The following is a 26,265-nucleotide window of genomic DNA, read 5'->3' as shown; positions in this document are numbered from 1 at the left end:
TCTGTCTTCAGCAGTGAGGTGGCGATAGCAATGAGTCATGGCAATACCATACCGAATGGGTCAGGTGTTGCACTTGGTCATTGAGACCGCCATCTATGAGAATACCCAGGCAGCTGACCCTGATGCCAATGTGCTAAGCCTGCAAGATGACTCTTTCCAGGGCTTTGGAGACATGGTCGACGGCATCATGGCCATGGCTGAGCGTCATCTGGAGCGCTTGAACCATCGTCAGCGGGAAACCTGTCCTGCTTCAGAGCTAGTGGTAGGCATGCAATGTGGAGGCAGTGATGCTTTCTCGGGTGTCACGGCTAACCCCGCTGTCGGGTATGCAACCGACTTGATCGTGCGTGCCGGTGGCAGCGTCATGTTCTCGGAGGTAACCGAGGTCCGCGATGCTATCCATCTGCTGACTCCTCGTGCCATCAACGAGGAGGTGGGCAGGGCGCTGATCGAGCAGATGCAGTGGTATGACGACTATCTTTCCCAGGGGCAAGCAGATCGCAGTGCCAACCCTTCTCCAGGTAACAAGCGGGGTGGTCTAAGTAATGTCGTTGAGAAGGCTCTTGGGTCGGTTATCAAGTCCGGGACATCTCCTATTGTCGATGTCATCGGTCCCGGAGAAAGGCTACGCCGCAGAGGTTTGACCTTTGCCGCGACGCCGGCCAGCGATTTCATTTGTGGCACCCTGCAGTTGGCCGCTGGTATGAATCTTCAGGTATTTACTACCGGTAGGGGGACGCCCTATGGCCTATCGATGGTACCTGTGCTCAAAGTTGCATCCAATACAGCTCTGGCTCAGCGTTGGCACGATTTAATTGACCTGGATGCTGGGCGTATTGCCTCCGGACAATCCTCGATAGAGGACATGGGGTGGGAGTTGTTTCATTTGATACTCGAGGTGGCGAGTGGTAGGCAGCAGGCAGCGGCTGATAGGCTGGGTATCCATAATGACCTGGTGCTATTCAATCCGGCCCCTGTGACCTGAGCCCGAGTTAGGCCTTGCGGATTTATGTAATAACTAGATAGCCAGGAAGAGGATATATGTTCCCCAAAATCAAATCGATGCGTGTGGTTCCGGTCGCAGGTTATGACGGTTTCCTTCTCAATCTCAGCGGCGGCCATGCGCCCTGGTTCATTCGTTGCGTGGTGATCCTAGAGGATGATGCCGGCAACAAGGGGGTGGGGGAAATCCCGTCGAGTGCCGGTATTCTCCAAGGACTGGAGCAGTGTCGGCCGCTTGTCGAGGGCTCCCGGGTCAATGCGTTCAAGGCGACCTTGAATCAGGCGCGCCTGATGCTGGCTCAGAACGGTCGCGAAGAGCGTGGTCGCCAGACCTTCGACCTGCGCGTGGCGGTTCACGTCGTTACCGGGATCGAATCTGCGCTGCTGGATCTTTATGGCCAGGCGGTAGAGATGCCGGTGGCCGACCTGCTGGGCCAGTATGGCCGTCAGCGCGACGAGGTCGAGGCGCTGGGCTATCTGTTCCTGCTCGGCGATCCGGCCAAGACGGACCTGCCCTATCCCAAGGCGGAAAACCCGCACGATGCCTGGGATGAGGTGCGCTACCGCGAGGCGCTGACCCCGGACGCCGTGGCCAACTTGGCCAAGGCGGCCTTTGAACGCTACGGTTTCAAGGACTTCAAGCTCAAGGGCGGTGTGCTGCGCGGCGAGGAGGAGGCCGACTGCATCCGCGCGCTCCACGAGGCTTTCCCCGAGGCCCGCTTGACCCTGGATCCCAACGGCGCCTGGAAGCTCGACGAGGCGGTGCGGGTACTCGATCCCATCAAGCATCTGCTGAGCTATGCTGAGGATCCGTGCGGCCAGGAGGAGAGTTATTCGGGCCGCGAGACCATGGCCGAGTTCAAGAAGCGCACCGGGCTGCCTACGGCGACCAACATGATCGCCACCGATTTCAAGCAGCTGCAGTACGCCGTGCAGCTCAATGCGGTGGATATCCCGCTGGCGGACTGCCACTTCTGGACCATGCAGGGCGCCGTGGCGGTGGGGGAGCTGTGCAACGAGTGGGGCATGACCTGGGGCTCGCACAGCAACAACCACTTCGATATTTCGCTGGCGATGATGACCCATGTGGCTGCGGCTTGCCCGGGAGAGATTACCGCCATCGATACCCACTGGATCTGGCAGGACGGCCAGCGCATCACCCGCGAACCCTTCGCGATTCGTGATGGCAAACTCAAGGTTCCGACCACGCCGGGTCTCGGGGTCGAGTTGGACGAGGATAAACTGATGGAAGCTCATCGACTATTCAAGAGCCTGGACGTGACTCAGCGCAACGATGCCATGGCCATGCAGTACTTGATCGACGGCTGGGCGTTCGATCCCAAGCGGCCGGCGCTGGTTCGGTAGCTGCCGGTGATTGCTGCTACAATAGTATGACATCATACACCTGTAAGTAGCGCCCGATTCATGAACAGGGAAACGACTATGGCAAGCAGCATTGCCGGACTGAATCTACGCAAGGTGGCCCAGCAGGGGAGTCTGTCCGTGCATGTGGCTGACCAGTTGGAGTCTCTCATTACCGAGGGCAAGGTAGCGGTGGGCGAGAAGCTTCCCACCGAGAACAGCCTGTGCGACTCCTTCGGTGTCAGCCGCACGGTGATCCGGGAAGCGATCACCCATCTCAAGTCGCTCGGCCTGGTGGAAACCCGCCGTGGCGTAGGCACTACGGTGCTGCGCGCCACGACGGTTGAAGCCAAGCCGGCCGAGCGCATCAGTGCCACCACGGTGGAGGATATCCTGCATGTGCTCGAACTGCGGCTGGCACTTGAGCCGGCCGCTGCCGAGCTGGCCGCCGAGCGTCATGACGATGCCGACCGTGTCTTGCTAGCGTCATCGCATGATGCTTTTATCAAGGCGCATGCCGAGAAGAGCCAGGCGCGCGTCGAGGACTACGAATTCCATCACGCCATCGCCAAGGCGACCAAGAACCCGTTTTACAAAAGCTTTTTCGAGCAGTTGAGCCAGAGCGTGATTCCACGTGCCAAGCTGCTCAGCATCGAGATCAACCCCGATGCTTCATCGCGCTACCTCGAACGGGTGCAGGAAGAGCATGCCTACATTCTTGAGGCGATCCTCTCGCGCGACGCCGAGGCGGCACGCGAGACGATGTACCAGCACCTCAATCGGGCGCGCAACATGTATGCCAAATATCGCGATCAATGAAAGGAGAACATGATGTCACTAGAGGGTAAGCTCCTCATCGGCCAGCAGGCCGTCAGCGGCGATCGCGCCGAGATCCGCGCCACCAATCCCGCCACCGGCGAGACCCTCGAGCCGGTCTACCGCGGCGGCGGCCAGGCCGAGGTCGAGCGCGCCTGCGAACTCGCCGAGGCGGCCTTCGACGCCTACCGCGAAACCACGCTCGAGGAACGCGCCACCTTTCTCGAGACCATTGCCAGCGAGATCGAGGCCATCGGCGACGACCTGACCCAGCGCGGCGTGGCCGAGACCGGCCTGCCCCAGGCGCGCCTCGAGGGCGAGCGTGGCCGTACCTGCGGCCAGCTGCGCCTGTTCGCGTCGGTGGTGCGCGCCGGCGAGTGGCTCGACGTGCGCCACGACCCGGCGCTGCCGGAGCGGGCACCGATGCCTCGCGTCGACCTGCGCCAGCGGCATATCGCCCTGGGCCCCGTCGCCGTGTTCGGTGCCAGCAACTTCCCGCTGGCATTCTCGGTGGCCGGCGGCGACACCGCCTCGGCACTCGCCGCCGGCTGCCCGGTGGTGGTCAAGGGCCACTCCGCCCACCCCGGCACCTCGGAGCTGGTGGGCCGCGCCGTGCAGCGCGCCGTCGCCAAGTGCAACCTGCCCGAGGGCACCTTCTCGCTGCTGTTCGGCGCCGGTAACGAGATCGGCCAGGCGCTGGTCAGCGATCCGCGCATCCAGGCGGTGGGCTTTACCGGCTCCCGCGGCGGCGGCACCGCCTTGATGCAGACCGCCCAGTCGCGCCCGCAGCCGATCCCGGTCTACGCCGAGATGAGCTCGATCAACCCGGTATTCCTGTTGCCGGAGGCCTTGAAGGCGCGCGGCGACAAGATCGCCGAAGGCTTCGTGGGGTCCTTGAACATGGGCGCCGGCCAGTTCTGCACCAACCCCGGCCTGGTGCTGGGCCTCAAGGGCGAGGCGCTGGACGCCTTCGTCAAGGCCGCCGGCGAGGCGGTCACGGCAAGCACTGCCCAGACCATGCTCACCCCCGGCATCCACGGCGCCTATGCCGACGGCCTGGGTGCCCTGGCCGGTCATCCCAAGGTCCGCGAGGTCGCCCGCGGCCAGAGCGGTGACGGCCCGCACCAGTGCCAGACCGGGCTGTTCGTGGCCAGTGCCGCAGACTTCCTCGCCGACGAGGCGCTGCAGGCCGAAGTGTTCGGTGCCACCTCGCTGGTGATCGAGTGCGCCGACCAGGCCGAGATGCAGCGTGTCGCCGCCGGCCTGGAAGGCCAACTGACCGTCACCCTGCAGATGGACGACGGCGACCTGGCCGCGGCCAAGGCGCTGCTGCCAACGCTGGAGCGCAAGGCCGGGCGGATACTCGCCAACGGCTGGCCCACCGGCGTGGAAGTGTGTCACGCCATGGTCCACGGCGGCCCCTACCCGGCGACCTCGGATGCCCGCACCACCTCGGTGGGGAGCGCGGCGATCCACCGCTTCCTGCGCCCGGTGTGCTACCAGGCGCTGCCGGCGGGCCTGCTGCCCGAGGCACTCAAGGACGGCAACCCGCTGGGCGTGTCGCGGCTGGTGGACGGCAAGCGCGAGGCGTGAGGCAAGGCGCAACAGTGTAAGAATTCGGGCGATGCGCCCGTGGATGGCAAGCAAGTGAGACCTTGATAGCGGCCTTCGGGCCGCTTTTTTTGTGGGGTGCCGACGTTTAGATCATCTCGAACCACTGCAGCACGAAAATCCCCAGGCTTACGGTCAGCATCGAGGCGAGGGTCGAGAGCACGATCATGTCGGCGGTCAGGCGGTCGTTGGCGCCGGCGGCCTTGGCCATGATGAAGGCCACGGCGGCGGTGGGGCTGGCGAGGAACAGGAACAGCACGCCGAGGGCCTGGCCGCGGTAGCCGAGCAGTATGGCGCCGAGGGTACCCAGCAGCGGCACCCACACCAGCTTCCACAAGCAGACACTCATCACCAGGCGGTTGCCGCTGCGTATCGAGCGTACGCTGAGGGTGCCGCCGATGCAGATCAGTGCCAGCGGCAGCGACAGCGAGCCGAAGTACTCGCCGGAGGTGAGCAGCCAGTTGGGCAGGCTGATGCCCAGGGCCGCCACCGGCAGGGCGGCAAATACGCAGAGGATCAGCGGGTTGCGAACGATGTCGGCGAGCAGGGCGCTGATGTCGGAGCGGGCTGTAGGGCTGTAGAGCGACAGGATGATCGATGAGAGCACGTTATAGAGCACGATAACGCCGCCGGTAAGGATACCGCCCAGGGAGAGACCGTAGCCGCCGTACATGCTGGCCGCCAGCGCCAGCCCGACCACGCCGCAGTTGCTGCGAAAGGCGCCCTGGACGAAGATGCCGCGGTCAAGCCGCGGGTAGCGCGCCACCGCCCAGCCCCAGGCGAGCACGAAGCTGAGCAAGGTGAAGCCGAGGAAATAGGCGATCAAGCCCGGCTGGAAGGCGGTATCCAGATCGGCCTGGACGATGCTGAGAAACAGCAGCGTCGGCATGGTGGCCTTGAATACCAGCGCCGAGGCCGTGGCGATGAAGGCCTGGTCGATCCAGCCGATGCGCTTGAGCACCAGGCCCACCAGCACCATGGCGAATACCGGCAGGGTGATGTTGAGGGTGGCGAGGAAGACGTCGAAGAGGTTCATCCTGGTAGGGGCCCTAGCGCGCTAGCCACAGGCCGACGACGATCGCGGCAACCACGGTGGCGAAAAACAGGCGATTACGTAGACGAGTGTCACGGGGGGTAGGCACGCTGAGCTCCCTGCTGGCCGCTGGCAAGATTGAAACAATTGTTTTAACGCATCGAGAAAAGCATTAGCGTTAGCGACAATGGTAAGCTCGTTAGCCTGCTATGGCTATCGACGGCCGTGACGCTTTCGCTCAGGACCCGCACATGTCTCACTCACGCCCCGCTTCCCGCGAGCGCCTGGTATTCGCCCATGCCAACGGCTTCACCGGTGGCAGCTACCGCAGCTTCCTGGCCCCGCTGGGCGAGCGCTTCGACCTGCATCCGCTGGATCGCCTGGCGCATCATCCCGACTATCCGGTGGGCAATAACTGGTTGGCGCTGCGCGACGAGCTGCTCGAGCAGCTGGCGCACCACGAGGCACCGGTGATCGGCGTCGGCCACTCCATGGGCGGCGTGTTGATGGCGATGGCCGCCGAGCAGGCGCCGCAGCGCTTTCGCTGCGTGGTGGTGCTCGACCCGCCGCTGATGCTGGGGCTCGATGCCCTGGCGATGAAGGTCGCCAAGCGCGTCGGCATGGTCGACCGGGTGACGCCAGCGGGCAAGAGCCTGGGCCGGCGTGCGCGCTGGTCTAACCGCGACGCCATGGCCCACTACCTGCGCAGCCGTGGGCTGTTCAAGCGCTTCACCGACGAGGCGCTCAACGACTACGTCGAGGGCGGCACGCGGCTGCTCGAAGACGGCGCCGCCCAGCTGGTATTCGACCCGGCCATCGAGGTCGAGATCTTTCGCCACCTGCCGGATCATCTCCACGGCCTGCCGGGGCGGCTCGAGGTGCCGCTGGCGCTGATCGCCGGCGACCAGTCCGACCTGCTGACCCCGGCGCGGAGGCGGCGCCTGAGGCGCCACGGCGTGCGCGTCGAGACCGCGCCGGGTGGGCACATGTTTCCCATGGAGCAGCCCCGTGAGGCGCGTCGCGTGCTGCTCGACACCATCGATTCGCTGCTGGAGTCCGCCGATGGCTGAGCCTACTCCCCTTACCCTGGCCGACGGCCGCCTGGCTGGCCTCAGCTGGGGCGATGCCGACGCGCCCACCTGGCTGGGGCTGCACGGTTGGCTGGACAATGCCGCCACCTTTACCCGCCTGGCACCGCTGCTGGTGGAGGCCCTCGGGGTGCGCATCGTGGCCATCGACTTCGCCGGCCACGGCCAGTCGCGACCGCATCCCGACGGCGTCGACTACGCGATCTGGGACTACCTGCACGACGCCCTGGATGCCCTGGACGAACTCGACCTCACGCCGGCCACGCTGCTGGCCCACTCGATGGGCGCCGGGGTCAGCTGCCTGCTGGCGGCGGCCTTTCCCGAGCGCGTCGAACGCTTGATGCTGATCGACAGCCTGGGCACGCTCTCGACCCCCGCCGAGCAGATGCCGGAGCAGCTGCGCAAGGGCATTCTGGGGCACCGCCGTCGCCTTTCCGCGCCGCCGCGCTATGCTGATATCGAGAGCGCCGTGGCGGCGCGCGGCAAGGGCGGCGTGATGCCGCTGGACGCCGACACCGTGCGCCCGCTGGTGACACGCAACGCTGCGCCGCTGGCCGATGGCGGGGTGCAGTTGCGCACCGACCCACGCTTGATGCGCCCCTCGCTGGTGCGCTTCACGCCAGAGCAGGTGCTGGCCAACCTGGCTGCCATCCAGGCGCCGGTGATGCTGGTCGAGGGTGAGACCGGCGTGCTGCCCAACCGCGAGGGCATCGAGCGGGCGCGGGCCGCGGTCGCCAAGCTGCAGCGCCGCGTGCTGCCGGGCGGGCACCACCTGCATCTCGACCCGCGCACGGTGGCGGCGGTGGCCGAGGCGATCATCGCCTGGTATCAGGAGCAGGGCGTACCGGCGTGATGGGGAAGGAGGCCATATGAGCAGCAAGACGCAGACCGGCAAGCGTGTGGCGCTGGTGCTGGGCAGCGGCGGGGCGCGGGGCTATGCGCATATCGGCGTGATCGACGAACTCGAGGCGCGCGGCTATCGGATCATCTCCATATCGGGCTGCTCGATGGGCGCGCTGGTGGGCGGCATTCACGCCGCCGGCCAGCTCGACGGCTACCGTGAATGGGTTTGCGCGCTGGACTACTTCGACGTGCTCAAGCTGGTCGACGTGACCTGGAGCCCGATGGGCGCGATGCGTGCCAGCAAGGTGATGAGCAAGCTCGAGAGCCTGATCGGCGAGACCCAGATCGAGGAGCTGGCGATACCGGTGACCACCGTGGCCACCGACCTGATTCGCCAGCGCGAGGTGTGGTTCCAGAGCGGTCCGCTGCTGCAGGCGATCCGCGCCTCGATCGCCGTGCCTGGCATCATCACTCCGGTGCATATCGGCGATCAGGTGCTGGTCGATGGCGGCCTGCTCAACCCGCTGCCGATCATGCCCACGCTCTCCGCCCACGCCGACATGGTGCTGGCGGTCAACGTCACCGCCCAGAGCCCCTATCCGGTGTCGCTGGAAGCGCTGCTGCCCGCCGATGAAGCAGCCGAGGAGCAGGCGCGTGAAGAGGCGCGGGAAGCCGAGGGGCGTGGCTTCAGTGCCTGGATGGCCGGGGTGCGCGACCAGGCGCAGCGCATGTTCGCCAGCCGCAGCGATGACGATGTCGACGACGTCGATAGCGAGCAGATGGCCACGCGGCGCGCCTGGAGCAAGCTCGACATGATGCTCGAATCCTTCGATATCACCCAGGCCGCGCTGGCCCGCTACAAGATCGCCGGCTACCCGCCGGACGTGCTGATCGAGGTGCCCAAGACGGTATGCGGCGCCTACGAGTTCCACCGCGCCGAGGCGCTGATCCAGCTTGGCCGGCATCTTGCCGTGCAGGCGCTGGATCGCTATGAAGGCAGGCATCGCGCCAAGGGCTACGACGCCGAGGCGACCATCGTCGAGCCGCCGCAGACCCCGCACCAGGCCACTCCCGACGTCGAGTGAATCACATCGCCTCGCCGCGCCGGCGTAAAAGCACATACACCGCGCCGGTGCCACCGTCCAGCTCGCGGGCCGAGCAGAACGCCAGCACGCTCGGCCACTCGCGCAGCCAGGCATTGACGTGGCTCTTGATGACCGGGAAGTCGCTGGCGCCGGTGTGCACGCTGGCACGGGACTTGCCGTGGACGATCAGTACGCAGCGCATGCGCCGGCTACGCGCCTCGGCGAGGAAGCTCTCGAGCTCGCTACGCGCCTCGTCGATGCTATAGCCGTGCAGGTCGAGGCCCGCTTCCCAGCTGATGCCGCCACGCTTGAGCTGGGCGTGGGTGCGGTAGGGCAGGTCGGCCACCGCGAAGTCGAGAAACTCCGAGGGCCGCACCGGTTCGACCCGACCGTCGCTGGTGCGGCTACTGGTCTGCTGGGTGTCCGCCGCGGTGGCGGCGGCGCGGCGTTCGGCGAGTGCCGCCGCACGGCGCCGCTGGGCGGGTTTGCCGGGGTCGGCGCGATTGCTGTCCAGGCGACGCACGCCAGCCTCGCTGAGGGCCTGACGGAACAGGTTGATCTCGTCGTCATCCGGTGGATCCGGGCGTCGGCTCATGCAATCCCTCTCGTGGCGTGCGGCGTGCGTACCGGGGCTGGCCGCGGCACGATTCAGCGCCAGTATACCGGCTGGCGAGTGACTGTGAACCGTGGCGCGCTGCAGGTACAATCATGCACCCTGACCCGCACCAGCCAACTGACAGGATGCCGCGTGGCCGACTCTTCCCCAGCAGCCGTATCGACCCTGACGCTCTCTGACGCCGAGCTTGCCGAGGGGCTCATCACCCTGCGCGACTGCCTGCGCTGGGCGACCAGCGAGTTTCATGCCCACGGCCTGTTCTACGGCCACGGTACCGCCTCGCCGTGGGATGAAGCCGTGGCCTTGACCCTGGGGGCGCTGCACCTGCCCTGGGACGTCGACCCGGCGGTACTCGAGGCGCGGCTGCTGCCCATGGAGCGCGGGCGCATCGTGGCCTTGACCCGGGCGCGCATCGAGACCCGCCGGCCGCTGCCCTACCTACTCGGCGAGTGTTTCTATGCCGGCTACCCCTTCCACGTCGACGAGCGGGTGCTGATCCCGCGCTCGCCGATCGCCGAGCTGATCGAGGACGGCTTCGCCGCCTGGTTCCCCGACCAGCCGCCGGCGCGAGTGCTCGACCTGTGCAGTGGTTCGGGCTGCATCGGCATCGCCACCGCATTGACCCTGCCCACCTGCGAGGTCGACCTGGCCGAGATCAGCGTCGCGGCGCTCGAAGTGGCCAAGGCCAATATCAGCCGTCACGACGTTGGTGCCCGAGTGCGCGCGGTGTACTCCGACGTGTTCGCCGGCGTGGCCGGCCAGCGCTACGACCTGATCGTCGCCAATCCGCCCTATGTCGATGCCCGCGACCTGGCCACCATGCCCGCCGAGTTCCAGCACGAGCCGGCGCTGGCGCTGGGCGCCGGCAGCGACGGCCTGGACATCGTGCGCCGCATCCTGTGCGACGCCCGAGGGCACCTCAGCGACGACGGCGTGCTGATCGTCGAGGTCGGCAACTCCGACCGCCACCTCGAGGCGGCCTTCCCCGAAGTGCCGTTCCTGTGGCTGGAGTTCGAGCGTGGCGGCCAGGGCGTATTCGTGCTCACCGCCGACGAACTCGACGCCTACGCTTCGGCCTTCGCCTGATCCCTGACTCCACCTGCGAGGAACGCCCATGTCCGGCAACACCTTCGGCAAGCTGTTCACCGTCACCACCTTCGGCGAAAGCCACGGCCCGGCGCTGGGTGCCATCGTCGACGGCTGTCCGCCGGGGCTCCCACTCAGCGAAGCCGACCTGCAGGGCGATCTCGATCGGCGCCGGCCGGGCACCTCGCGGCATACCACCCAGCGCCGCGAGCCCGACCAGGTACGCATTCTCTCCGGGGTCTTCGAGGGCGTCACCACCGGCACCTCGATCGGCCTGCTGATCGAGAACACCGACCAGCGCTCCAAGGACTACTCCAAGATCAAGGACCAGTTCCGCCCGGCCCACGCCGACTACACCTACCACCACAAGTACGGCGTGCGCGACTATCGCGGCGGCGGGCGCTCCAGCGCCCGCGAGACAGCCATGCGCGTCGCCGCCGGCGCCATCGCCAAGAAGTACCTGGCCACTATGGGCATCCAGGTGCGCGGCTACATGAGCCAGCTCGGCCCCATCGAGATCGCGTTCAAAGAGTGGCAGGCGGTGGGCGAGAACGCCTTCTTCTGTCCCGACCCCGACAAGGTGCCGGAGCTCGAGGCCTACATGGACCAGCTGCGCCGCGACCAGGACTCGGTGGGTGCGAAAATCTCGGTGGTTGCCGAGGGCCTGCCGCCGGGCCTCGGCGAGCCAGTCTTCGACCGCCTCGATGCCGACCTGGCCCACGGCCTGATGAGCATCAACGCGGTCAAGGGCGTGGAGATCGGTGCCGGCTTCGCCAGCGTGGCCCAGCGCGGCAGCGAGCACCGCGACGAGATGACCCCCGAGGGCTTTCTCTCCAACCACGCCGGCGGTGTGCTCGGTGGCATCTCCTCGGGCCAGCCGCTGATCGCCCACCTGGCGCTCAAGCCCACCTCCAGCATCACCACGCCGGGGCGCTCCATCGATGTCCACGGCAACCCGGTGGAGGTGATCACCAAGGGGCGCCACGACCCCTGCGTGGGCATCCGCGCCACGCCCATCGCCGAGGCGATGATGGCCCTGACCCTGATCGACCACCTGCTGCGCCACCGTGCCCAGAACCTCGATGTGCGCGTCGATACCCCCCGCCTGAGTTGAATCCACCGAGGCACCGGCAAGCGTTGGTGCCGCGGTGCGGGTCTTTTCCCCAAGACTGCTAGACTGGTGGCAAGTCCGCCAGTCGAGTCATGCTATCTATGAAAATCAACGTCGAGTTCGATCTCACCCCCCAGGAGTTCCGCCAGGCCATGGGCCTGCCGGATGTCGAGGCCTTCCAGAACGATCTGATGGCCCGCATCCAGCAGCAGATGGAGGCGGGCGTGGAGGGCTACGACCCGATGAGCCTGATGCAGCCGTTTCTCCAGCAGCCGTTCTTCAAGGAGGGCATGCAGCAGCCGTTCATGAAGGACAGCATGGCCCAGAGTCTGGCCAGCTTTGGCAGCTACCAGCAGATGATGCTGGATATGCTGCGCCAGGCGTCCAGTAGCGGGCGCAAAACGCAGGAGGCTCCGGCCGACGAGGAGGGCGACGAGCCGTCGCCACGCGGCAAGGCCTCGGCGAGTTCGCGTGCCAAGCGCAAGTGAGCGCGAGGCAGCGAGCTTGATCCCGGTCAAGCAAGTGGCCATTGGCATATTGCAACCCGGACGGGGACGAACTACGCTTTGTGCACTGCAGCAAATTGCTTGATCCCTTATGCCGATTATCCAGGAGGAAATCGCCATGCAAGACAAGATGTTTACCGCCTTCAACGAGCAGACCCGTGGCTTCTTCGAGCCGATGCGCAAGCTTAACTCGATGATGCTCGACAACATGGAAAAGATGACCCAGTACCAGCTGGAGTCGATGAAGCGCTACAGCCAACTGGGCACCGAGCGGCTGCGCGACGCCGGCGAGATCAAGGATGCCGAGGACATGCGCGAGTTCGGCACCCGCCAGGCCGAGATCATGAACGAGCTTTCGCGACAGATGCTCGAGGACGCCCGTGCCATGACCGAGCTCTCCATGCAGTTCAAGAGCGAGATGGAGCAGCTGTTCGGCGAAGCCGCACAGAAAGCCGCGGCCCAGGCCGAGGAAGCCACTAAGGCGACCTCTTCGCCGGCCAAAGCCAGCAGCCAGGCCAGCAAGAAAAGCTCCTGAGCGGTGTGTCTATCGCGCCCGCCTTGCCCGCTCAGCGGGCCAGGCGGGCGGTGGTGTTTTCGGTCATCGGTTAGCCTAGTCGGAGTGTGTAATGCAGCCAGGATATGAGCAGCCATCCCAGGCGGACATGGAAGCGTGGCGGGAGCAACTTACCGCCATCGGTCAGCAGTATCAGCAGATGCTGGGAGATCTCGTCGGTAGGATGGAGCCCAGCGAAGCGGGTAAGACCGTTTATAACGATATGCGTGACAGTCTTGCCGCCGGCCTCGAAGCCCTGGTCAGCGACCCCCAGGCGATGTATGACGCCCAGTGGCGCCTGATGCAGGAGCAGTGGCAGCTTTGGCAGCACGGCATGCAGACGCTGGCCGGCCAGTCGCCCGAGCCGCTGGCAGTGCCACCCCGACACGATCGTCGCTTCAAGGATCCCGCCTGGCAGGAGGAGCCTTTCTACCAGGCGCTGCTTCAGCAGTACCTGCTGTTCTCGCGGACCGTGGAAGAGCTGGTGGCGAGTCTGGATAACCTGCCCGAGGACAAGCAGCGCAGCCTGGCCTTCTATGCCCGCCAGTGCGTCAGCGCCCTGTCGCCGACGAACTTCGTCACCACCAACCCCGAAGTGATGCGGCGCACCCTTGAGACCAAGGGCCAGAACCTGATCGACGGCATGGCGCGGCTGCGCGAGGACCTCGCCAACTCCGCCGAAGGCATCAACGTCACCATGACCGACCGCTCGGCGTTCAAGATCGGCGAGAACGTCGCCGTCACCCCCGGTGAGGTGATCTACGAGAACGAGCTGATCCAGCTGATTCAGTACCACCCGACCACCGAGAAGGTGTTCAAGACGCCGCTGCTGATCGTGCCGCCTTGGATCAACAAGTATTACATTCTCGACCTGCGCGAGGACAACTCGCTGGTCAAGTGGCTGGTCGACCAGGGCCACAGCGTGTTCCTGATCTCGTGGCGCAACCCGGGCCCCGAGCAGCGCGACCTGACCTGGGCCGACTACATGCAGATGGGCCCCATCGACGCCATGGGCGCCATCGAGCAGGCCTGCGGCGAGAAGTCGGTGAATCTGGTCAGCTACTGCGTCGGCGGTACCCTGGCGGCCTCCACTGTCGCCTACCTGACCAGCACCCGTCGCGGGCGCAAGGTCAAGTCAGTGACCTACATGGCTACCCTCCAGGACTTCAGCGACCCCGGCGAGATCGGCGTGTTCCTCAGCGAGCCGGTGCTGCAGGGGCTGGAGCATCAGCTCGAGGCCGATGGCTACCTCGACGGCCGGGTCATGGCGTTCTCCTTCAACCTGCTGCGTGAAAACGATCTGTTCTGGTCGTTCTATATCAGCAACTACCTCAAGGGTGAACAGCCGGCGGCCTTCGATCTGCTGTACTGGAACACCGACGGCACCAACCTGCCGGCCGGCACCCATGCCTGGTACCTGCGCCACATGTACATGGAGAACCGCCTGGTCGAGCCCGGTGGCATCGAGCTCGACGGGGTCAAGATCGACCTGCGCAAGATCTCCACGCCGAGCTACTTCATTTCCGCCAAGGAAGACCACATCGCCAAGTGGAACAGCACCTACGGCGGCACCCAGCTGCCCAAGGGGCCGGTCACCTTCGTGCTCGGCGGCTCCGGGCACATCGCCGGTATCGTCAATCCGCCGGCCAAGAACAAGTACGGCTACTGGACCAATGAGGCGCTGCCCGAGAGCCCCGATGAATGGCTGGAGGGTGCGACCTTCAACGAGGGGTCGTGGTGGCCGCACTGGCAGGCCTGGGTCACCGACAACGGCTACGCCGATGCCGACCCCAAGAAGCTGGTGCCGGCACGAGTGCCCGGTGAGGGTGAGCTGGCGCTGCTGGAACCGGCACCCGGACGCTATGTGCGCATGACGATTCCCGAGGTGCTGGGGGAGCAGTAAGCCCCAAGCGGGTTGCTTACCGCAGCCGCTAAAAGCGAAGCCCCGCTGGCGTGAATGCCAGCGGGGCTTCTCTTTATGTCGCCATCGCCGATGGCAGCATACTGCGGCGATCGGCGCTAATGCCTAGTCACTGGGGGTTGCCGGCTTGCGCGTGATGCGCAGCCCCGACAGCATCAGCAGTGCCGCCAGCAGCCAGGCCGGCCAGCTGCCGCTGCGGGTGAAAGGCGTCAGGCCCTGCATCGGCGTTACCTCGCCGGTCAGGCTGGCGGTCTCGAACTGCGGCAGCTGCGCGGTGACCCGCCCCTGTGGGTCGATGATGGCGGTGACGCCGTTGCTGGTGGCGCGCGCCACGTAGCGGCCGTTTTCCAGCGCCCGCAGTCGCGCCATCTGAAAGTGCTGGTGAGGGCCGATGGAGGCGCCGAACCAGGTGTCGTTGGAGACCGTCAGCAGCACGTCTGCGTGGCGGGCGCGCTGGGCGACCAGATCGGCGTAGATGATCTCGTAGCAGATCGCATTGCCGATGGTCAGGCCGGCGGCCTTCATCGGCGCCTGGCGGGCAGGGCCGGGGGTCATGGCCGGCATCGGCAGGTCGAAGAAGGCGATGGCGCCGCGCAGCAGGTTGTCGAACGGCAGATACTCGCCAAACGGCACCAGGTGTTCCTTGCGGTACTCGCCCTCGGTATCACCCACGCCGATGACGGCGTTGTAGAACAGCCCGTCGCCGTCGCGCTGCAGGATGCCGGTGAGCAGCGCGGTGTCCGCGGCCAGGTTGGCCTGGACACGCTCGAGCATGGGGCGCGCTTCATCCTCGAACATCGGCAGCGCCGCCTCGGGCCAGACGATCAGGTCGATATCGTCGTCCTGCTCGCGGGTCAGGTTGCTGTAGGTGTTGGCCGCCATCCGTTGGCCTTCAGGCGTCCACTTGATCTCCTGGGGCAGGTTGCCCTGCAGCAGGGCGACCTGGCGCGGTTCACCGGCGGGGCTGGTCCACTGCGCCGGCAGCAGCAGCGGCGCCAACCACATCAGCAGGATGGGCGCCGCCGCCAGCCAGCGACGCTGCAGCAGTTCCACCAGCAGGGTGCCGGAGAGCGCGGTGATCAGCGACAGCAGGTAGACACCGCCCACCGGCGCCCAGGCGGCCAGCGGCGAGTCGACGTGGGCGCTACCCAGCAGCAGCCACGGGAAGCCGGTAAAGGCGTAGGTGCGCAGCACCTCGCCCAGCACCCAGGCGCCGGCAAAGCTCAGCGCCGCCAGGCGCGGGCCGCACAGCCGCGTGTAAAGCCACAGCCACACGGCGAAGAACAGCGCCATGGCGGCGACGAACAGCGCAGTGAGAAACAGCGCCAGCGGCATGCCGGTGTAGCCGTAGTCGTGTATCGAGACATAGACCCAGGAGGCGCCGCTGCCGAACAGCCCGACGCCGTACCACCAGCCCTTTAGCGCCGCCTGGCCGGGGGTGAGCGTGTGGATGCCGAGATACATCAGTGCCACCGCCACCGGGCCCAGCCACCACAGCTCGAACGGCGAGGCGGTGAGGGTGGTGAGCAGGCCGGCGATCAGCGCAATGGCATAGCCCAGGGCGCGTTGGCCGCGGCTGGGGGGAAGTGCAGGCGTGGTAGACATGGGGTCATCGTATCCTTACAGGGTAACTAGCCGTCGTCCTCGTTGCCGCTGCCCGGCTCGCCGTCATATTCGGCTTGCAGCAGGCGGATGCGGCGATTGTCGGCGTTGAGTACGGTGAAACGCCAGCCGCCCAGTTCGGCGTGCTCACCGCGCCTGGGCAGATGGCCGAAACGCTGCATTACCAGCCCGCCGACGGTATCGAATTCCTCGTCGGAGAAGCGTGTCTCGAAGCGCTCGTTGAAATCCTCGATCGGGGTCAGGGCGCGAATCGCATAGCGCCCCTCGCCCAGTTCGCGAATATCGTCTTCCTCGTCGGTGTCGTGCTCGTCCTCGATGTCACCGACGATCTGCTCGAGGATATCCTCGATGGTGACGATACCCGCGGTACCGCCATACTCGTCGACCACCACCGCCATATGGTTGTGGGTGTCGCGGAACTCCTTGAGCAGGCTGTTGAGGCGCTTCGACTCGGGCACGAACATGGCCGGGCGCAGCACGCTGTCGAGGGCGAAGTGCTGGCGCTTGTCCTGGCTCTGGGAGAGCAGCGGCAGCAGGTCCTTGACCAGCAGGATACCGTGGACCTCGTCGAGGTTCTCGCCGACCACCGGGTAGCGCGAGTGGCCGGTCTCGAGAATTACCGGCAGATACTCCTCCGGCGGCTGCTCGATGCCGATCACGTTGACCTGGGAGCGTGGGATCAGCACCTCGCGAACCTGCTGGTCGCTGATCTGCAGGGCGCCCTCGATGATGGTCAGGGCATCCTGGTCGAGGCGCAGGCGGCTGCCCGCCTCGCGCAGGAAAGCCAGCAGCTCGTCGCGGGAGCTGGGCTCGTCGCTATCGGATGAGAAGGCGCTGAAAAACTTCTCGAGCCAGGATTTGTTGTTCTGGCTACTCGATCGGTCTTCACTCATGCGTCGGGTCTCTCGTCCTCTGGGGCGGCGGAAGGGGCGTCAAGTTCGCTGCGATAGGGGTCGGCGATCCCCAGCGCGGCGAGGATCTCACGCTCGAGCTGTTCCATGTGCTCGGCCTCGGCGTCGTCGATATGGTCGAAGCCGAGCAGGTGCAGGGTGCCGTGTACCACCATGTGCGCGTAGTGGTCGCCCAGCGGCTTGTGTTGCTCGCTGGCCTCGCGAACCACCACCGGGTGGCAGATCACCAGGTCGCCGAGCAGCGGCAAGTCCACCCCCGGCGGCAGCTCGACGCCGAAAGAGAGCACGTTGGTGGGCGCATCCTTGCCGCGGTAGTCGCGGTTGAGGGTCTGGCTTTCGTCGGCGTCGACGAAGCGCACGCTGAGCTCGTCGCGGTCACGCTCGCCGGCATGGGCGAGGGCCGCCCCGACCCAGCGCTCGAGGCTGGCCTGGTCGGGCAGTGCCGTATCCTCGGCCAGCGCGACCTGACGCTCGACGGCAGGCGTGGGGGTCACGACGGCGGATCCTGGCGCAGGTCGCGGTCTAGCCGGCGCTGGCGCTCGGCGGCCCGCTCCTGGTCGCGTTCCTGCTTGCGCTGGCGCTCGGCGGCTTCCTGCTCGGCCTCGAACAGGTCGTAGGCCTCGATGATGCGCTGTACCAGCGGGTGGCGCACCACGTCCTTGGCGGCGAAATGGGTCACGCCGATGCCCGGGGTACCCTTGAGCACGTCGAGCACCTGGATCAGCCCCGAGCTCTGGCCTCGCGGCAGGTCGACCTGGGTCACGTCGCCGGTGATCACCGCGGTGGAGCCGAAGCCGATGCGGGTCAGGAACATCTTCATCTGCTCGCGGGTGGTGTTCTGGCTCTCGTCGAGAATGATGAAGGAGTTGTTGAGGGTGCGGCCGCGCATATAGGCGAGCGGTGCGATCTCGATGATCTGGCGCTCGATCAGCTTGCCGACCTGCTCGAAGCCGATCATCTCGTACAGCGCGTCGTAGAGCGGGCGCAGGTAAGGGTCGATCTTCTGGGCCAGATCACCGGGCAGGAAGCCCAGCTTCTCGCCGGCCTCTACCGCCGGGCGCACCAGCAGGATGCGACGCACCTCCTGCTGATTGAGCGCCTCCACCGCCGCGGCCACCGCCAGGTAGGTCTTGCCGGTGCCCGCCGGGCCGATGCCGAAGTTGATGTCGTGCTCGCGAATGCTCTGCACATAGCCCTGCTGGTTCAAGCCGCGCGGCTTGATCAGCGCCCGCGGCGTGCGCAGCAGCACCTCGCCTTCGGCCACGCCTTCCTCCTCCTCGAGGGCCTCGAGGCCGGACTCCTGCAGGAACAGGTGCACGGTATCCGGCGACAGGTCGCTGGCCTCGGTCTCGCGGTAGAGGTGCTCGACCACGTTGGCCGCCGCCTTGACCCGCGGGCTGGGGCCGGCCAGCTGGAAGGTGTTGCCGCGGTTGCGCAGGGTGATGCCCAGGCGCTCTTCGACCAGCTTGAGGTGCTCGTCGCGCTGGCCGCACAGGTTGGCCAGACGACGCGGGTCGTTGGGTTCGAGAGTCAGTGTGATGATGCGGTTGGCCTGAGAACTGTGTTGGCTCAAGAGCAAGGGATCCGTGCGTTGCGAAATAGGTTCGACGAGCTTACTGCCCCGGGCAGGCCCGGGGCAATGTCATAGGTCAAGTTGGCGCCCAGCCTTGAGTATAGTGGCTGGTCTCAATATAGCGCCGGTGAGGCGAGTTCGCCGCGCAGCGAGTTGGGTAGCGCCTCGGAGATCTCGACGTCGACGAAGTGTCCGATCATCTCGGTGGGGTTGGCGGCGCGGAAGTTGACCACCCGGTTGTTCTCGGTGCGCCCCGAGAGCTGGCCGGGGTCCTTGGGCGAGAAGCCGGTGACCAGGATGCGCTGGGTGCTGCCCACCATGCGCCGGCTGATCTGCATCGACTGCTGGATGATGCGCTCCTGGAGAATCGCCAGGCGCTGCTTCTTGACCGCCTCCGGCGTGTCGTCGGGGAGGCTCGCCGCCGGGGTGCCCGGGCGCGCCGAGTAGACGAAGCTGAACGAGTGATCGAAGCCGATGCGGTGGATCAGGTTCATGGTCGCTTCGAAGTCGTCCTCGGTCTCGCCGGGAAAGCCGATGATGAAGTCCGAGGAGAAGCTGATATCGGGGCGCAGCTCACGGATGCGCTCCATCTTCTCGACGTACTCCTCCACCGTATGGCCGCGCTTCATGGCCGCCAGGATGCGGTCGGAGCCAGCCTGTACCGGCAGGTGCAAGTGGCTGACCAGCTCGGGGATATCGGCGTAGGCCTCGATCAGGCTGTCGGAAAACTCCACCGGGTGCGAGGTGGTGAAGCGGATGCGGTCGATGCCGTCCACCGCCGCCACGCAGGCGATCAGCTCGGCCAGGTCGATCTCGTCGCCGAGCTGGTTCTGGCCGCGGTAGGCGTTGACGTTCTGGCCCAGCAGGTTGATCTCGCGCACGCCCTGTTCGGCGAGGTGGATCACCTCGTCCATCACCGCCTCGAAGGGCCGCGAGACCTCCTCGCCGCGGGTGTAGGGCACCACGCAGAAGGTACAGTACTTGGAGCAGCCCTCCATCACCGAGACGAAGGCGGTGGCACCATCGGCGCTGGGCTTGGGCAGGTGGTCGAACTTTTCGATCTCGGGGAAGGTGACGTCGACCGTCGAGATCTGCTCGAGGCCGCGACGCGAATCGAGCATCGCCGGCACCCGGTGCAGGGTCTGGGGCCCGAACACCATGTCGACATGGGGCGCGCGCTTGCGCAGCGCCTCGCCCTCCTGGCTGGCCACGCAGCCGCCGACGCCGATCACCAGGTCGGGATTGGCCTCCTTGAGCTTCTTCCAGCGGCCCAGCTGGTGGAACACCTTCTCCTGGGCCTTCTCACGGATCGAGCAGGTGTTGAGCAGGATCACGTCCGCCTCACCTTCGTTGTCGGTGAGTTCGAGCTGGTGGGACTCGCCGAGCAGATCCGCCATGCGGGCCGAATCGTACTCGTTCATCTGGCAGCCGTGGGTCTTGATGAAGAGTTTCTTCGCCATAAGAATAGAGCCGTGGCGCCAGGCGCCCGGCATAGCCGTTACCGGTTCAGGGGATTCACTAAGGCGGCCCGCAGGCCGTTTCAGACGTATGCCGGCGATTATACGGATAGCCTGCCAGCGGGGCCAGTCGCAGGGGCTCGAATTGGCCGCGGCTGTGATATTCTTCGCCCCTTGGGGCCGGCATCATGGCGATGACGGCGTCGTTCAGCGGTGTGAATACAGAGGCAGTATGGCGGCCAAGCCAATTTACCGGGTGGTATTCCATAATCAGGGCGAAATCTGGGAGCTCTACGCTCGCGAGATCTTCCAGAGCGATCTGTGGGGCTTCATCGAGGTCGAGGCCTTCGTCTTCGAGGATGCCAACAAGCTGGTGGTGGACCCCTCCAGCGACAAGCTGCGGCGCATTTTCGAGGGCGTCAGCCGCAGCTACATTCCGCTCAATGCCATCGTACGCATCGACGAAGTCGAGCGCGAAGGCACGCCCAAGGCGGTCAAGGCCGAGGGCAAGGTAACGGAATTTCCGCGGCCGATGAGCTGGCCGCCGCGGGACGATGGCTGATCAAAAAATAAACGATCTGAGGGGGTGTCAGGCATCTCGCTGGCCGACACCGACTCATAGCGGGGTTTTCCCAAGACTTATCCACAGAAGCTGTGGATGGGACGCGGTCTCATCGCGTCGCCCGCGACAGGATGCCCGGGCGGCGCCATCAAGCGTGGAGGGGCGCGACTCGCCCGACTCGAGCCACGAACACGGCAGACATATGCGTACATTCAAAACATTGATGCTGGGCGTAACGCTGGGGGCCATGGCCCTCGGGGTGCAGGCCCAGGAAGCGGACGACAATCAGGCCTGGGTTTCCGACGGGCTGACGACCTTCGTCAGGAGTGGCCCGACCGACGGCTACCGTATCGTCGGCACCCTTACCGCCGGCGAGCCGGTCACGGTGCTCGAGACCAGCGGTAGTTACACGCGGGTCCAGGATGCCGAGGGCGATGCGGTGTGGATCCTCAGCGACGAGCTGCAGGATGCCCCCAGCGCCGGGGTCAGGGTGCCCGAGCTTGAGGCTCAGGTGGCCAGCCTGAGCAGCGAACTCGAGGGGATCAACGAGGAGTGGGAGACCCGCGTGGCGACCATGACCGAGACCCTCGAGCAGCGCCAGCAGCGTATCGACGAGCTCGAGACCCGCAACCGCGAGCTCGACGGCGAGGCCGATGAGGCGCTGCGCCAGGTGCGCGGGCTCCAGGCGCGCCTGGATACCCAGGAGGAGGACCTGCTGCTGCGCTACTTCATGTACGGCGGTGGGGTGGCAGGCGCCGGCCTGCTGGTCGGGCTGATCGTTCCGCACCTGCCGCGGCGGCGCAAGAAGCGCGATCGCTGGTTCTAAGCGGAGACGCATGAGCATGCAGGTGAGTGAAGAGAACGAGTGGCTGTCGCGCTGGCGTGAGGGGCGCATCGGTTTTCATCGCGATGCGGTGCATCCGGCGCTGGCGCGCTTCTGGCCGACGCTCGGCGCGCCGTCGGGGGCCAAGGTGCTGGTGCCGCTATGCGGCAAGAGCCTCGACATGCGCTGGCTGGCCGAGCAGGGCCACCCGGTGCTGGGCATCGAGCTGGCGACGGATGCCATCGAGCAGTTCCTGGCCGAGGGCGACGGCGAGGTGTCGCGCTATCACGCCGGCGACTTCGATATCTGTCGCCAGGGCAGCGTCGAGCTGTGGGGCGGCGACTTCTTCCACTTCCACATCAAGCAGGCCGCCGAGGTTGGCGCCTTCTATGATCGCGGCGCGCTGATCGCCCTTCCTCAGGCAACGCGCCAGCGCTATGCCTTCCACCTTGCCCAGCTGCTGCCGCCGGGCGCCAGAGGGCTGCTGATCAGCCTGACCCGCGGCGGTGACGTCAACGTCGGGCCGCCCTTCAGCGTTCCCGCCGAGGAAGTGCGTGAACTGTTCGAGCCCAACTTCGAGCTGACTCACCTGGCCGACGGCGAGCCCGAGGCGAACGGCTTTCGCGAGAGCGTCTGGGCGCTCAAGCGGCGCGGCCCCATGGCCTGATCCGAGCGGCTAACATATTGAGCCCCGCGATATGGCGGGGCTCAATGCGTGCTGTGGGCCTGGTTTAGCGGGCTAGTAGCCGACCTAACTCCGGATCGCGGAAGGTACGGTTGAGGCCGTCACTGAGCAGGTCGTTGACCATCCGCGTGTTGGTGTCCTGGTCCGGACGCACGGCGTAGCTCTGGGTGCGGCGCGAGGTGTAGGTGCCGGTGTAGGTGTTGCGCTGGTTGACCGCCTCGGCGCGGAATACCGCCTCGAGCACCGCTTCACCGAGCACCGGCACGCCGTCGCCGCGGGCGTAGTCGAGCCGCGTCAGGGTCAGGGTCAACGAGGGGCGTCCGTCGCTGGGCTGGGTGGTCGGATTGAAGCCCATGCGGCGGACGGCGGCCTCGGCCTGCTCCTGCAGCTTGGGCACGATGTCGTGGGAGTTGACGGTGATCTCGGCCGCCGACATCGCCGAGCCGCTGCGCGTGCCGAGCACCTCGGATTGGCGTTCATCGACCACGTTGACGGTGACCTCCTGGCCGCCGCCCGCCTGGGGGATATCGGCGGTGATCTGCGGGTCGACCTGCAGATAGTGGGGGCTGGTGCAGCCGGCCAGCGCCAGGGCGGCGGCGGCGAACAGTGAACGAAACCCAAAGCGAGACAGCATGCGACAACTCCTGAGTGATCGACAGGCAAAAGAGGATGCGACGGCATCTACCGCGAGTATAAGCCTATGCTGCCTACTCACACACCCCGCCGCCGTCTATCCACCAGCGTCGCCTAAGTCCGGCCCAACCGATAGCGTAGTTTAGGCAGCGTGCGGGCCACTGGCGGCAGGCGGGTTGCCATGACTAACGTGGCAATAGCGGCGTACATTGCCCACTCTTGCATGTCGGCGCGCACTACCCAGAAGAAGTGCAGCAGTACCAGGCCCAAGATAGCGTAGGAAAATTTGTGCAGCGGCTTCCAGCGTTTGCCTAAACGGCGCATTGCCCAGCGGTTGGAGGTGGCGCCCAGCACAGCAAGGCCGATCAGCGCGATCATGCCGACGATGATATAGGGCCGTTTGACCAGCTCACTACCCAGCAGTGCCCAGTCAAGCCCCAGGATGAATAGTGCGTAGCAGAGCATATGCAGGGTGGCGTAGGCGAGTGTCCACAGGCCCAGTTGGCGCCGGATCAGCGCAAAGCCCTTCCAGCGGGTAAGTTTGGTCAAGGGCGTAAGGCTCAGGGTGAGCAGTAGCATCCATAGCCCGCCAATGCCGATATTCAGCAGCAGATACTTCCCCGGCTCGGGGCCGGCGGCGTTAATGGCCACCTGCCAGCCCCAAAATACCAGCGGCGCTAGCGCGGCCAGGAACACCCCCAGGCGCCATATCAGCCAGACTTTCGACGCTGCCATCAGTAGTGCTTCCTTAGATCCATGCCTGCATACAGCTCGGCGACATCGTCGGCGTAGCCGTTGAACATAAGGGTATCGATGGTATTGGTGTTGAACAGGGTATTGGGTAAGCGGCGCTCGGTGGCCTGGCTCCAGCGGGGGTGGTCGACCTCCGGGTTGACGTTGGCGTAGAAGCCGTACTCATTGGCGGCAATTTGCTGCCAGGAGTTGAGCGGCTGCTCTTCCACCAGCGAGATGCGCACAATCGACTTGATGCTCTTGAAGCCATACTTCCAGGGCACCACCAGCCGCAAGGGGGCGCCGTTCTGGTTAGGCAACTCCCGGCCATACATGCCCAGGGCGAGCAGTGTCAGCGGGTGCATGGCTTCATCCAGGCGCAAGCCTTCCACGTAGGGCCAGTCGATAATCGAGAGCGAGGAGCGCTGACCGCGCATTTGCTCTGGATCCACCAGGGTTTCAAAGCGCACGTACTTGGCTTTGCTGGTGGGTTCGGCGCGCTTGATAATATCGGCCAGCGGAATGCCTAGCCAGGGAATCACCATCGACCACGCTTCTACGCAGCGCAGGCGGTAGATGCGCTCTTCAAACTGCGAGGGCTTGGCGACATCCTCCAGGGCGATACGCCCACCGTTATTGACTTCGCCATCCACCACGACGCTCCAGGGTTGGGTTTCCAGGCTGCCTGCATGGCGGGCGGGATCGCGCTTGTCAGTGCCAAACTCGAAAAAGTTGTTGTAGCCACTGGCGTCATCAAAAGGGGCGATTTGGTCTTTTTCAGGGTCGCTTGGGGTGACAGCCCGCCACTGGGTTTCGCTGATTTTTTCCTTTAGCCATTGCGGCGCACTGCCCTCTGGCACGTCCGAGTAGTCGGCCTTGGCGTGCACGTTGCCGGAGAGGGCGAGCCCCGCGCCCAAACCGGCGATACCCCCCATAAAGCGCCGCCGTGAGAGGTAGATTGACTCGGGCGTGACATCGGATTCGTGCAAGTCACTGGGTTTGGCGATCTTGATCAGCATGCGCTGTCTCCTGGTGAGGGTAAGCCTGTGGTCAACATGCGTGGTAGATACGGCGATCAGTTTGCATGAGGTGTATCACAGCTATCTCCCCAGGTTATTACGAATTCATAACGTCGGACTTATGGGGGCGTGTGCCGGTAGTCGTATACAGAAGGCTGCCCCCTCGCTGGCGTGGCTTTCAACGCGGATATCGCCGCCCTGCAGCGTCATGATTCTGCGCGCGATCGCCAGTCCTAGCCCGGCATGGCCAGCGCCACCAGAGGCTTCACCGCGATAGAAAGGATCAAAGATATGCGGCAGATCCTGTTCTGAAATCCCGGGGCCGCTATCCCGCACGCAGACCTGCGGTTCGCCGTCCACCTGACCGACCACGACGTCAATACGGCCGCCAGCGGGGCTGTAGGTAATGGCGTTGCTGATCAGGTTGTCCAGCACACGTTCGGTCATGGCGAGGTCGGCGTAGGCGGTTGGCAACGCTGGATCGCCTCTCACGCATAGCGCCAACTGGTTTTCGCGAGCTGCCTGGCTGTGTTTTTGCACCACGTCGTGCACCAGCTCGGCCAGCGGAAAGGGCTCCGGCACCGGCTGTTTCTCACGAGCCTCGAGTGCAGCAAGTTCGAAGAGCTCATCCACCAAACGGCTTAAACGCCGGCCTTCCTTGAGCGCTACATCGAGAAAGCGGTCCTGCTCCTGTGGGCTGAGACGGTCACGTCGGAGCTTCAAGCTTTCGATATAGCCCTGCATCGACGCCAGCGGCGTGCGCAGATCATGGGACACCTGGGCGACCAGACGGCGGCGCTGGGCATCTTTCTCTGTCAGCTGTTCGATCTGGCAGGCAATTCGCTGGACCATTTCATCAAAGGTGACGCCCAGATAGTCGATCTCGTCACGCACCACGGGCCGTTTGTCGCGCCATCTACTGCCGTGCCAGGTGCTGGATGGAGTCTGGCTCATGTCGTTGTTCTTGAATTCAGCCACTAGCCGCGTCAACGATCGCAGGCGACGGGTCAGCAGATGGAAGATTGCCAGCCCTGCGACCATCGCCACCACCAGGCTAACCAGCAGTGCCCAGGCGCTCATCTCCAGCACTTTGCCGCCACGGGCCATGGTTTCGGCGGCATCGTACTCTTCGCCCCGTAACACCACATAAAGATACCCTTCCGGGTTATCCACGGAGGGCACCGGAGTGACGGAAAAGACTTTCTGGCGGTCGTGACTGCGGGGGTCGTCGCCGAGAAGCGGGTAAAGGCTCATGTCATCCATTAGCCGCCGGATGGGCGCCAGGGAGACCTGGTTGCGTTTGATCCTCGCCGGATCCGCCGAATAGGAGAGAATGGTGCCATCAAGATCTAGCAGGTAGATCTCGATGCTGGGGTTAATCGTCATGTACAGGGCGAAGAGTTCTTCCAAGGCGCCACGGTCAAGCTCATCGTCGCTGACCAGGTTCCGGTCTAACACCAGGTTCTGAGCCAGGTCCTGATGCAGTGCCTGGTTGACAGAAGCGCTATACTCACGCAGTGAATAGAGGCTGATAAAGGCATACAGCAGGCCAATGGCAAGCAACAGCAGAAACAGCCCCAGGGCCAGCCGAGTGTAGAGTGTTTTCAGCATGAC

The 26,265-nt window shown here is 65.2% G+C and carries 26 protein-coding genes; 15 read left to right on the top strand and 11 right to left on the bottom strand.

From position 1 onward, the window contains the following. The first annotated feature begins 73 nt into the window (after window positions 1–73). From QC821_RS10595 to QC821_RS10580, 4 genes are all read left to right on the top strand, one after another. Window positions 74–985 carry a UxaA family hydrolase gene (locus tag QC821_RS10595; RefSeq protein ID WP_309720761.1) on the top strand — a complete coding sequence of 304 codons (912 nt, stop codon included), beginning with the start codon at window positions 74–76 and terminating at the stop codon, window positions 983–985. A gap of 56 nt (window positions 986–1,041) precedes the next feature. Continuing rightward, window positions 1,042–2,367: an enolase C-terminal domain-like protein gene (locus tag QC821_RS10590; RefSeq protein ID WP_309720758.1), complete on the top strand. Its 1,326-nt coding sequence runs from the start codon at window positions 1,042–1,044 to the stop codon at window positions 2,365–2,367. Between the two features lie 78 nt (window positions 2,368–2,445). Further along, window positions 2,446–3,183 carry a FadR/GntR family transcriptional regulator gene (locus QC821_RS10585; protein WP_309720755.1) on the top strand — a complete coding sequence of 246 codons (738 nt, stop codon included), beginning with the start codon at window positions 2,446–2,448 and terminating at the stop codon, window positions 3,181–3,183. Between the two features lie 12 nt (window positions 3,184–3,195). Next, window positions 3,196–4,773, top strand: a complete 1,578-nt coding sequence (locus tag QC821_RS10580) for an aldehyde dehydrogenase (NADP(+)) (RefSeq protein ID WP_309720753.1) — start codon at window positions 3,196–3,198, stop codon at window positions 4,771–4,773. Between the two features lie 106 nt (window positions 4,774–4,879). Here the strand turns inward: QC821_RS10580 and QC821_RS10575 are convergent, their stop codons facing one another. Further along, entirely contained in the window at window positions 4,880–5,827 is a 948-nt protein-coding gene (locus QC821_RS10575; RefSeq protein ID WP_309720751.1) for an AEC family transporter, read from the bottom strand. A 248-nt stretch (window positions 5,828–6,075) separates the two neighbouring features. Here QC821_RS10575 and QC821_RS10570 point away from each other — a divergent pair, with 248 nt between their 5' ends. From QC821_RS10570 to QC821_RS10560, 3 genes are read left to right on the top strand one after another with little or no spacing between them, the layout of a single operon-like run. Continuing rightward, window positions 6,076–6,894: an alpha/beta fold hydrolase gene (locus tag QC821_RS10570; protein ID WP_309720748.1), complete on the top strand. Its 819-nt coding sequence runs from the start codon at window positions 6,076–6,078 to the stop codon at window positions 6,892–6,894. Continuing rightward, on the top strand, window positions 6,887–7,765 hold the full coding sequence (locus QC821_RS10565) for an alpha/beta fold hydrolase (protein WP_309720745.1): 879 nt from the start codon (window positions 6,887–6,889) through the stop codon (window positions 7,763–7,765). The genes QC821_RS10570 and QC821_RS10565 overlap by 8 nt, the downstream gene beginning before the upstream one ends. 16 nt (window positions 7,766–7,781) lie before the next feature. Next, complete coding sequence (locus QC821_RS10560; RefSeq protein ID WP_309720744.1) at window positions 7,782–8,840, top strand: patatin-like phospholipase family protein; 1,059 nt, start codon at window positions 7,782–7,784, stop codon at window positions 8,838–8,840. 1 nt (window position 8,841) lies between these two features. On the opposite strand, the gene QC821_RS10555 is transcribed toward QC821_RS10560, so the two are convergent. Continuing rightward, window positions 8,842–9,435, bottom strand: coding sequence for a Smr/MutS family protein (locus QC821_RS10555; protein WP_309720741.1), 594 nt, complete (start codon window positions 9,433–9,435; stop codon window positions 8,842–8,844). 153 nt (window positions 9,436–9,588) lie between these two features. Between QC821_RS10555 and prmB the strand changes: the two genes are divergently transcribed. From prmB to phaC, 5 genes are all read left to right on the top strand, one after another. Continuing rightward, on the top strand, window positions 9,589–10,542 hold the full coding sequence (gene prmB / locus QC821_RS10550) for a 50S ribosomal protein L3 N(5)-glutamine methyltransferase (protein WP_309720739.1): 954 nt from the start codon (window positions 9,589–9,591) through the stop codon (window positions 10,540–10,542). A gap of 28 nt (window positions 10,543–10,570) precedes the next feature. Further along, window positions 10,571–11,656, top strand: a complete 1,086-nt coding sequence (gene aroC / locus QC821_RS10545) for a chorismate synthase (protein WP_309720736.1) — start codon at window positions 10,571–10,573, stop codon at window positions 11,654–11,656. Between the two features lie 98 nt (window positions 11,657–11,754). Then, complete coding sequence (locus QC821_RS10540; protein ID WP_309720733.1) at window positions 11,755–12,141, top strand: hypothetical protein; 387 nt, start codon at window positions 11,755–11,757, stop codon at window positions 12,139–12,141. A 136-nt stretch (window positions 12,142–12,277) separates the two neighbouring features. Further along, window positions 12,278–12,694 (top strand): phasin family protein, encoded by a 417-nt coding sequence (locus QC821_RS10535; protein ID WP_309720730.1) that lies wholly within the window; start codon window positions 12,278–12,280, stop codon window positions 12,692–12,694. 91 nt (window positions 12,695–12,785) lie between these two features. Then, window positions 12,786–14,615 carry a class I poly(R)-hydroxyalkanoic acid synthase gene (phaC, locus tag QC821_RS10530; protein ID WP_309720728.1) on the top strand — a complete coding sequence of 610 codons (1,830 nt, stop codon included), beginning with the start codon at window positions 12,786–12,788 and terminating at the stop codon, window positions 14,613–14,615. A gap of 123 nt (window positions 14,616–14,738) precedes the next feature. On the opposite strand, the gene lnt is transcribed toward phaC, so the two are convergent. From lnt to miaB, 5 genes are all read right to left on the bottom strand, one after another. Then, a complete protein-coding gene (lnt, locus tag QC821_RS10525) occupies window positions 14,739–16,238 on the bottom strand; it encodes an apolipoprotein N-acyltransferase (RefSeq protein WP_309720726.1) in 1,500 nt (499 codons plus the stop codon). A 26-nt stretch (window positions 16,239–16,264) separates the two neighbouring features. Further along, window positions 16,265–17,149 (bottom strand): HlyC/CorC family transporter, encoded by an 885-nt coding sequence (locus QC821_RS10520; RefSeq protein ID WP_309720723.1) that lies wholly within the window; start codon window positions 17,147–17,149, stop codon window positions 16,265–16,267. Then, a complete protein-coding gene (ybeY, locus tag QC821_RS10515) occupies window positions 17,146–17,661 on the bottom strand; it encodes an rRNA maturation RNase YbeY (protein ID WP_309720720.1) in 516 nt (171 codons plus the stop codon). The genes QC821_RS10520 and ybeY overlap by 4 nt, the downstream gene beginning before the upstream one ends. After that, entirely contained in the window at window positions 17,658–18,740 is a 1,083-nt protein-coding gene (locus QC821_RS10510) for a PhoH family protein (RefSeq protein ID WP_309720717.1), read from the bottom strand. The genes ybeY and QC821_RS10510 overlap by 4 nt, the downstream gene beginning before the upstream one ends. Window positions 18,741–18,853: 113 nt before the next feature. Further along, a complete protein-coding gene (gene miaB / locus QC821_RS10505) occupies window positions 18,854–20,200 on the bottom strand; it encodes a tRNA (N6-isopentenyl adenosine(37)-C2)-methylthiotransferase MiaB (RefSeq protein ID WP_309720714.1) in 1,347 nt (448 codons plus the stop codon). 229 nt (window positions 20,201–20,429) lie between these two features. Between miaB and QC821_RS10500 the strand changes: the two genes are divergently transcribed. From QC821_RS10500 to QC821_RS10490, 3 genes are all read left to right on the top strand, one after another. After that, a complete protein-coding gene (locus QC821_RS10500; RefSeq protein WP_095621806.1) occupies window positions 20,430–20,759 on the top strand; it encodes a DUF1820 family protein in 330 nt (109 codons plus the stop codon). A 202-nt stretch (window positions 20,760–20,961) separates the two neighbouring features. Continuing rightward, window positions 20,962–21,585, top strand: a complete 624-nt coding sequence (locus QC821_RS10495) for a TIGR04211 family SH3 domain-containing protein (protein WP_422720103.1) — start codon at window positions 20,962–20,964, stop codon at window positions 21,583–21,585. Window positions 21,586–21,595: 10 nt separating this feature from the next. Beyond that, window positions 21,596–22,249 carry a thiopurine S-methyltransferase gene (locus QC821_RS10490; RefSeq protein WP_309720711.1) on the top strand — a complete coding sequence of 218 codons (654 nt, stop codon included), beginning with the start codon at window positions 21,596–21,598 and terminating at the stop codon, window positions 22,247–22,249. Window positions 22,250–22,313: 64 nt separating this feature from the next. Here the strand turns inward: QC821_RS10490 and QC821_RS10485 are convergent, their stop codons facing one another. The 4 genes from QC821_RS10485 to QC821_RS10470 form a co-directional block, all read right to left on the bottom strand. Further along, complete coding sequence (locus tag QC821_RS10485; protein WP_309720708.1) at window positions 22,314–22,901, bottom strand: YajG family lipoprotein; 588 nt, start codon at window positions 22,899–22,901, stop codon at window positions 22,314–22,316. A 113-nt stretch (window positions 22,902–23,014) separates the two neighbouring features. Beyond that, window positions 23,015–23,635 carry a protein-methionine-sulfoxide reductase heme-binding subunit MsrQ gene (msrQ, locus tag QC821_RS10480; protein ID WP_309720705.1) on the bottom strand — a complete coding sequence of 207 codons (621 nt, stop codon included), beginning with the start codon at window positions 23,633–23,635 and terminating at the stop codon, window positions 23,015–23,017. Then, the gene (msrP, locus tag QC821_RS10475) at window positions 23,635–24,651 is read right to left on the bottom strand and encodes a protein-methionine-sulfoxide reductase catalytic subunit MsrP (RefSeq protein ID WP_309720702.1); all 1,017 of its coding nucleotides are present in this window, start codon (window positions 24,649–24,651) and stop codon (window positions 23,635–23,637) included. Before msrP ends, msrQ begins: the two co-directional genes overlap by 1 nt. A gap of 105 nt (window positions 24,652–24,756) precedes the next feature. Next, window positions 24,757–26,262 (bottom strand): sensor histidine kinase, encoded by a 1,506-nt coding sequence (locus tag QC821_RS10470; RefSeq protein WP_309720700.1) that lies wholly within the window; start codon window positions 26,260–26,262, stop codon window positions 24,757–24,759. Between the last annotated feature and the right edge of the window lie 3 nt (window positions 26,263–26,265).

This window comes from Franzmannia qiaohouensis (assembly GCF_031451695.1).
In the GTDB taxonomy this organism is placed as follows: domain Bacteria; phylum Pseudomonadota; class Gammaproteobacteria; order Pseudomonadales; family Halomonadaceae; genus Franzmannia; species Franzmannia qiaohouensis.
Note: the sequence above shows the minus strand (reverse complement) of the source record. Positions and strands in the feature narration are given on the sequence as shown.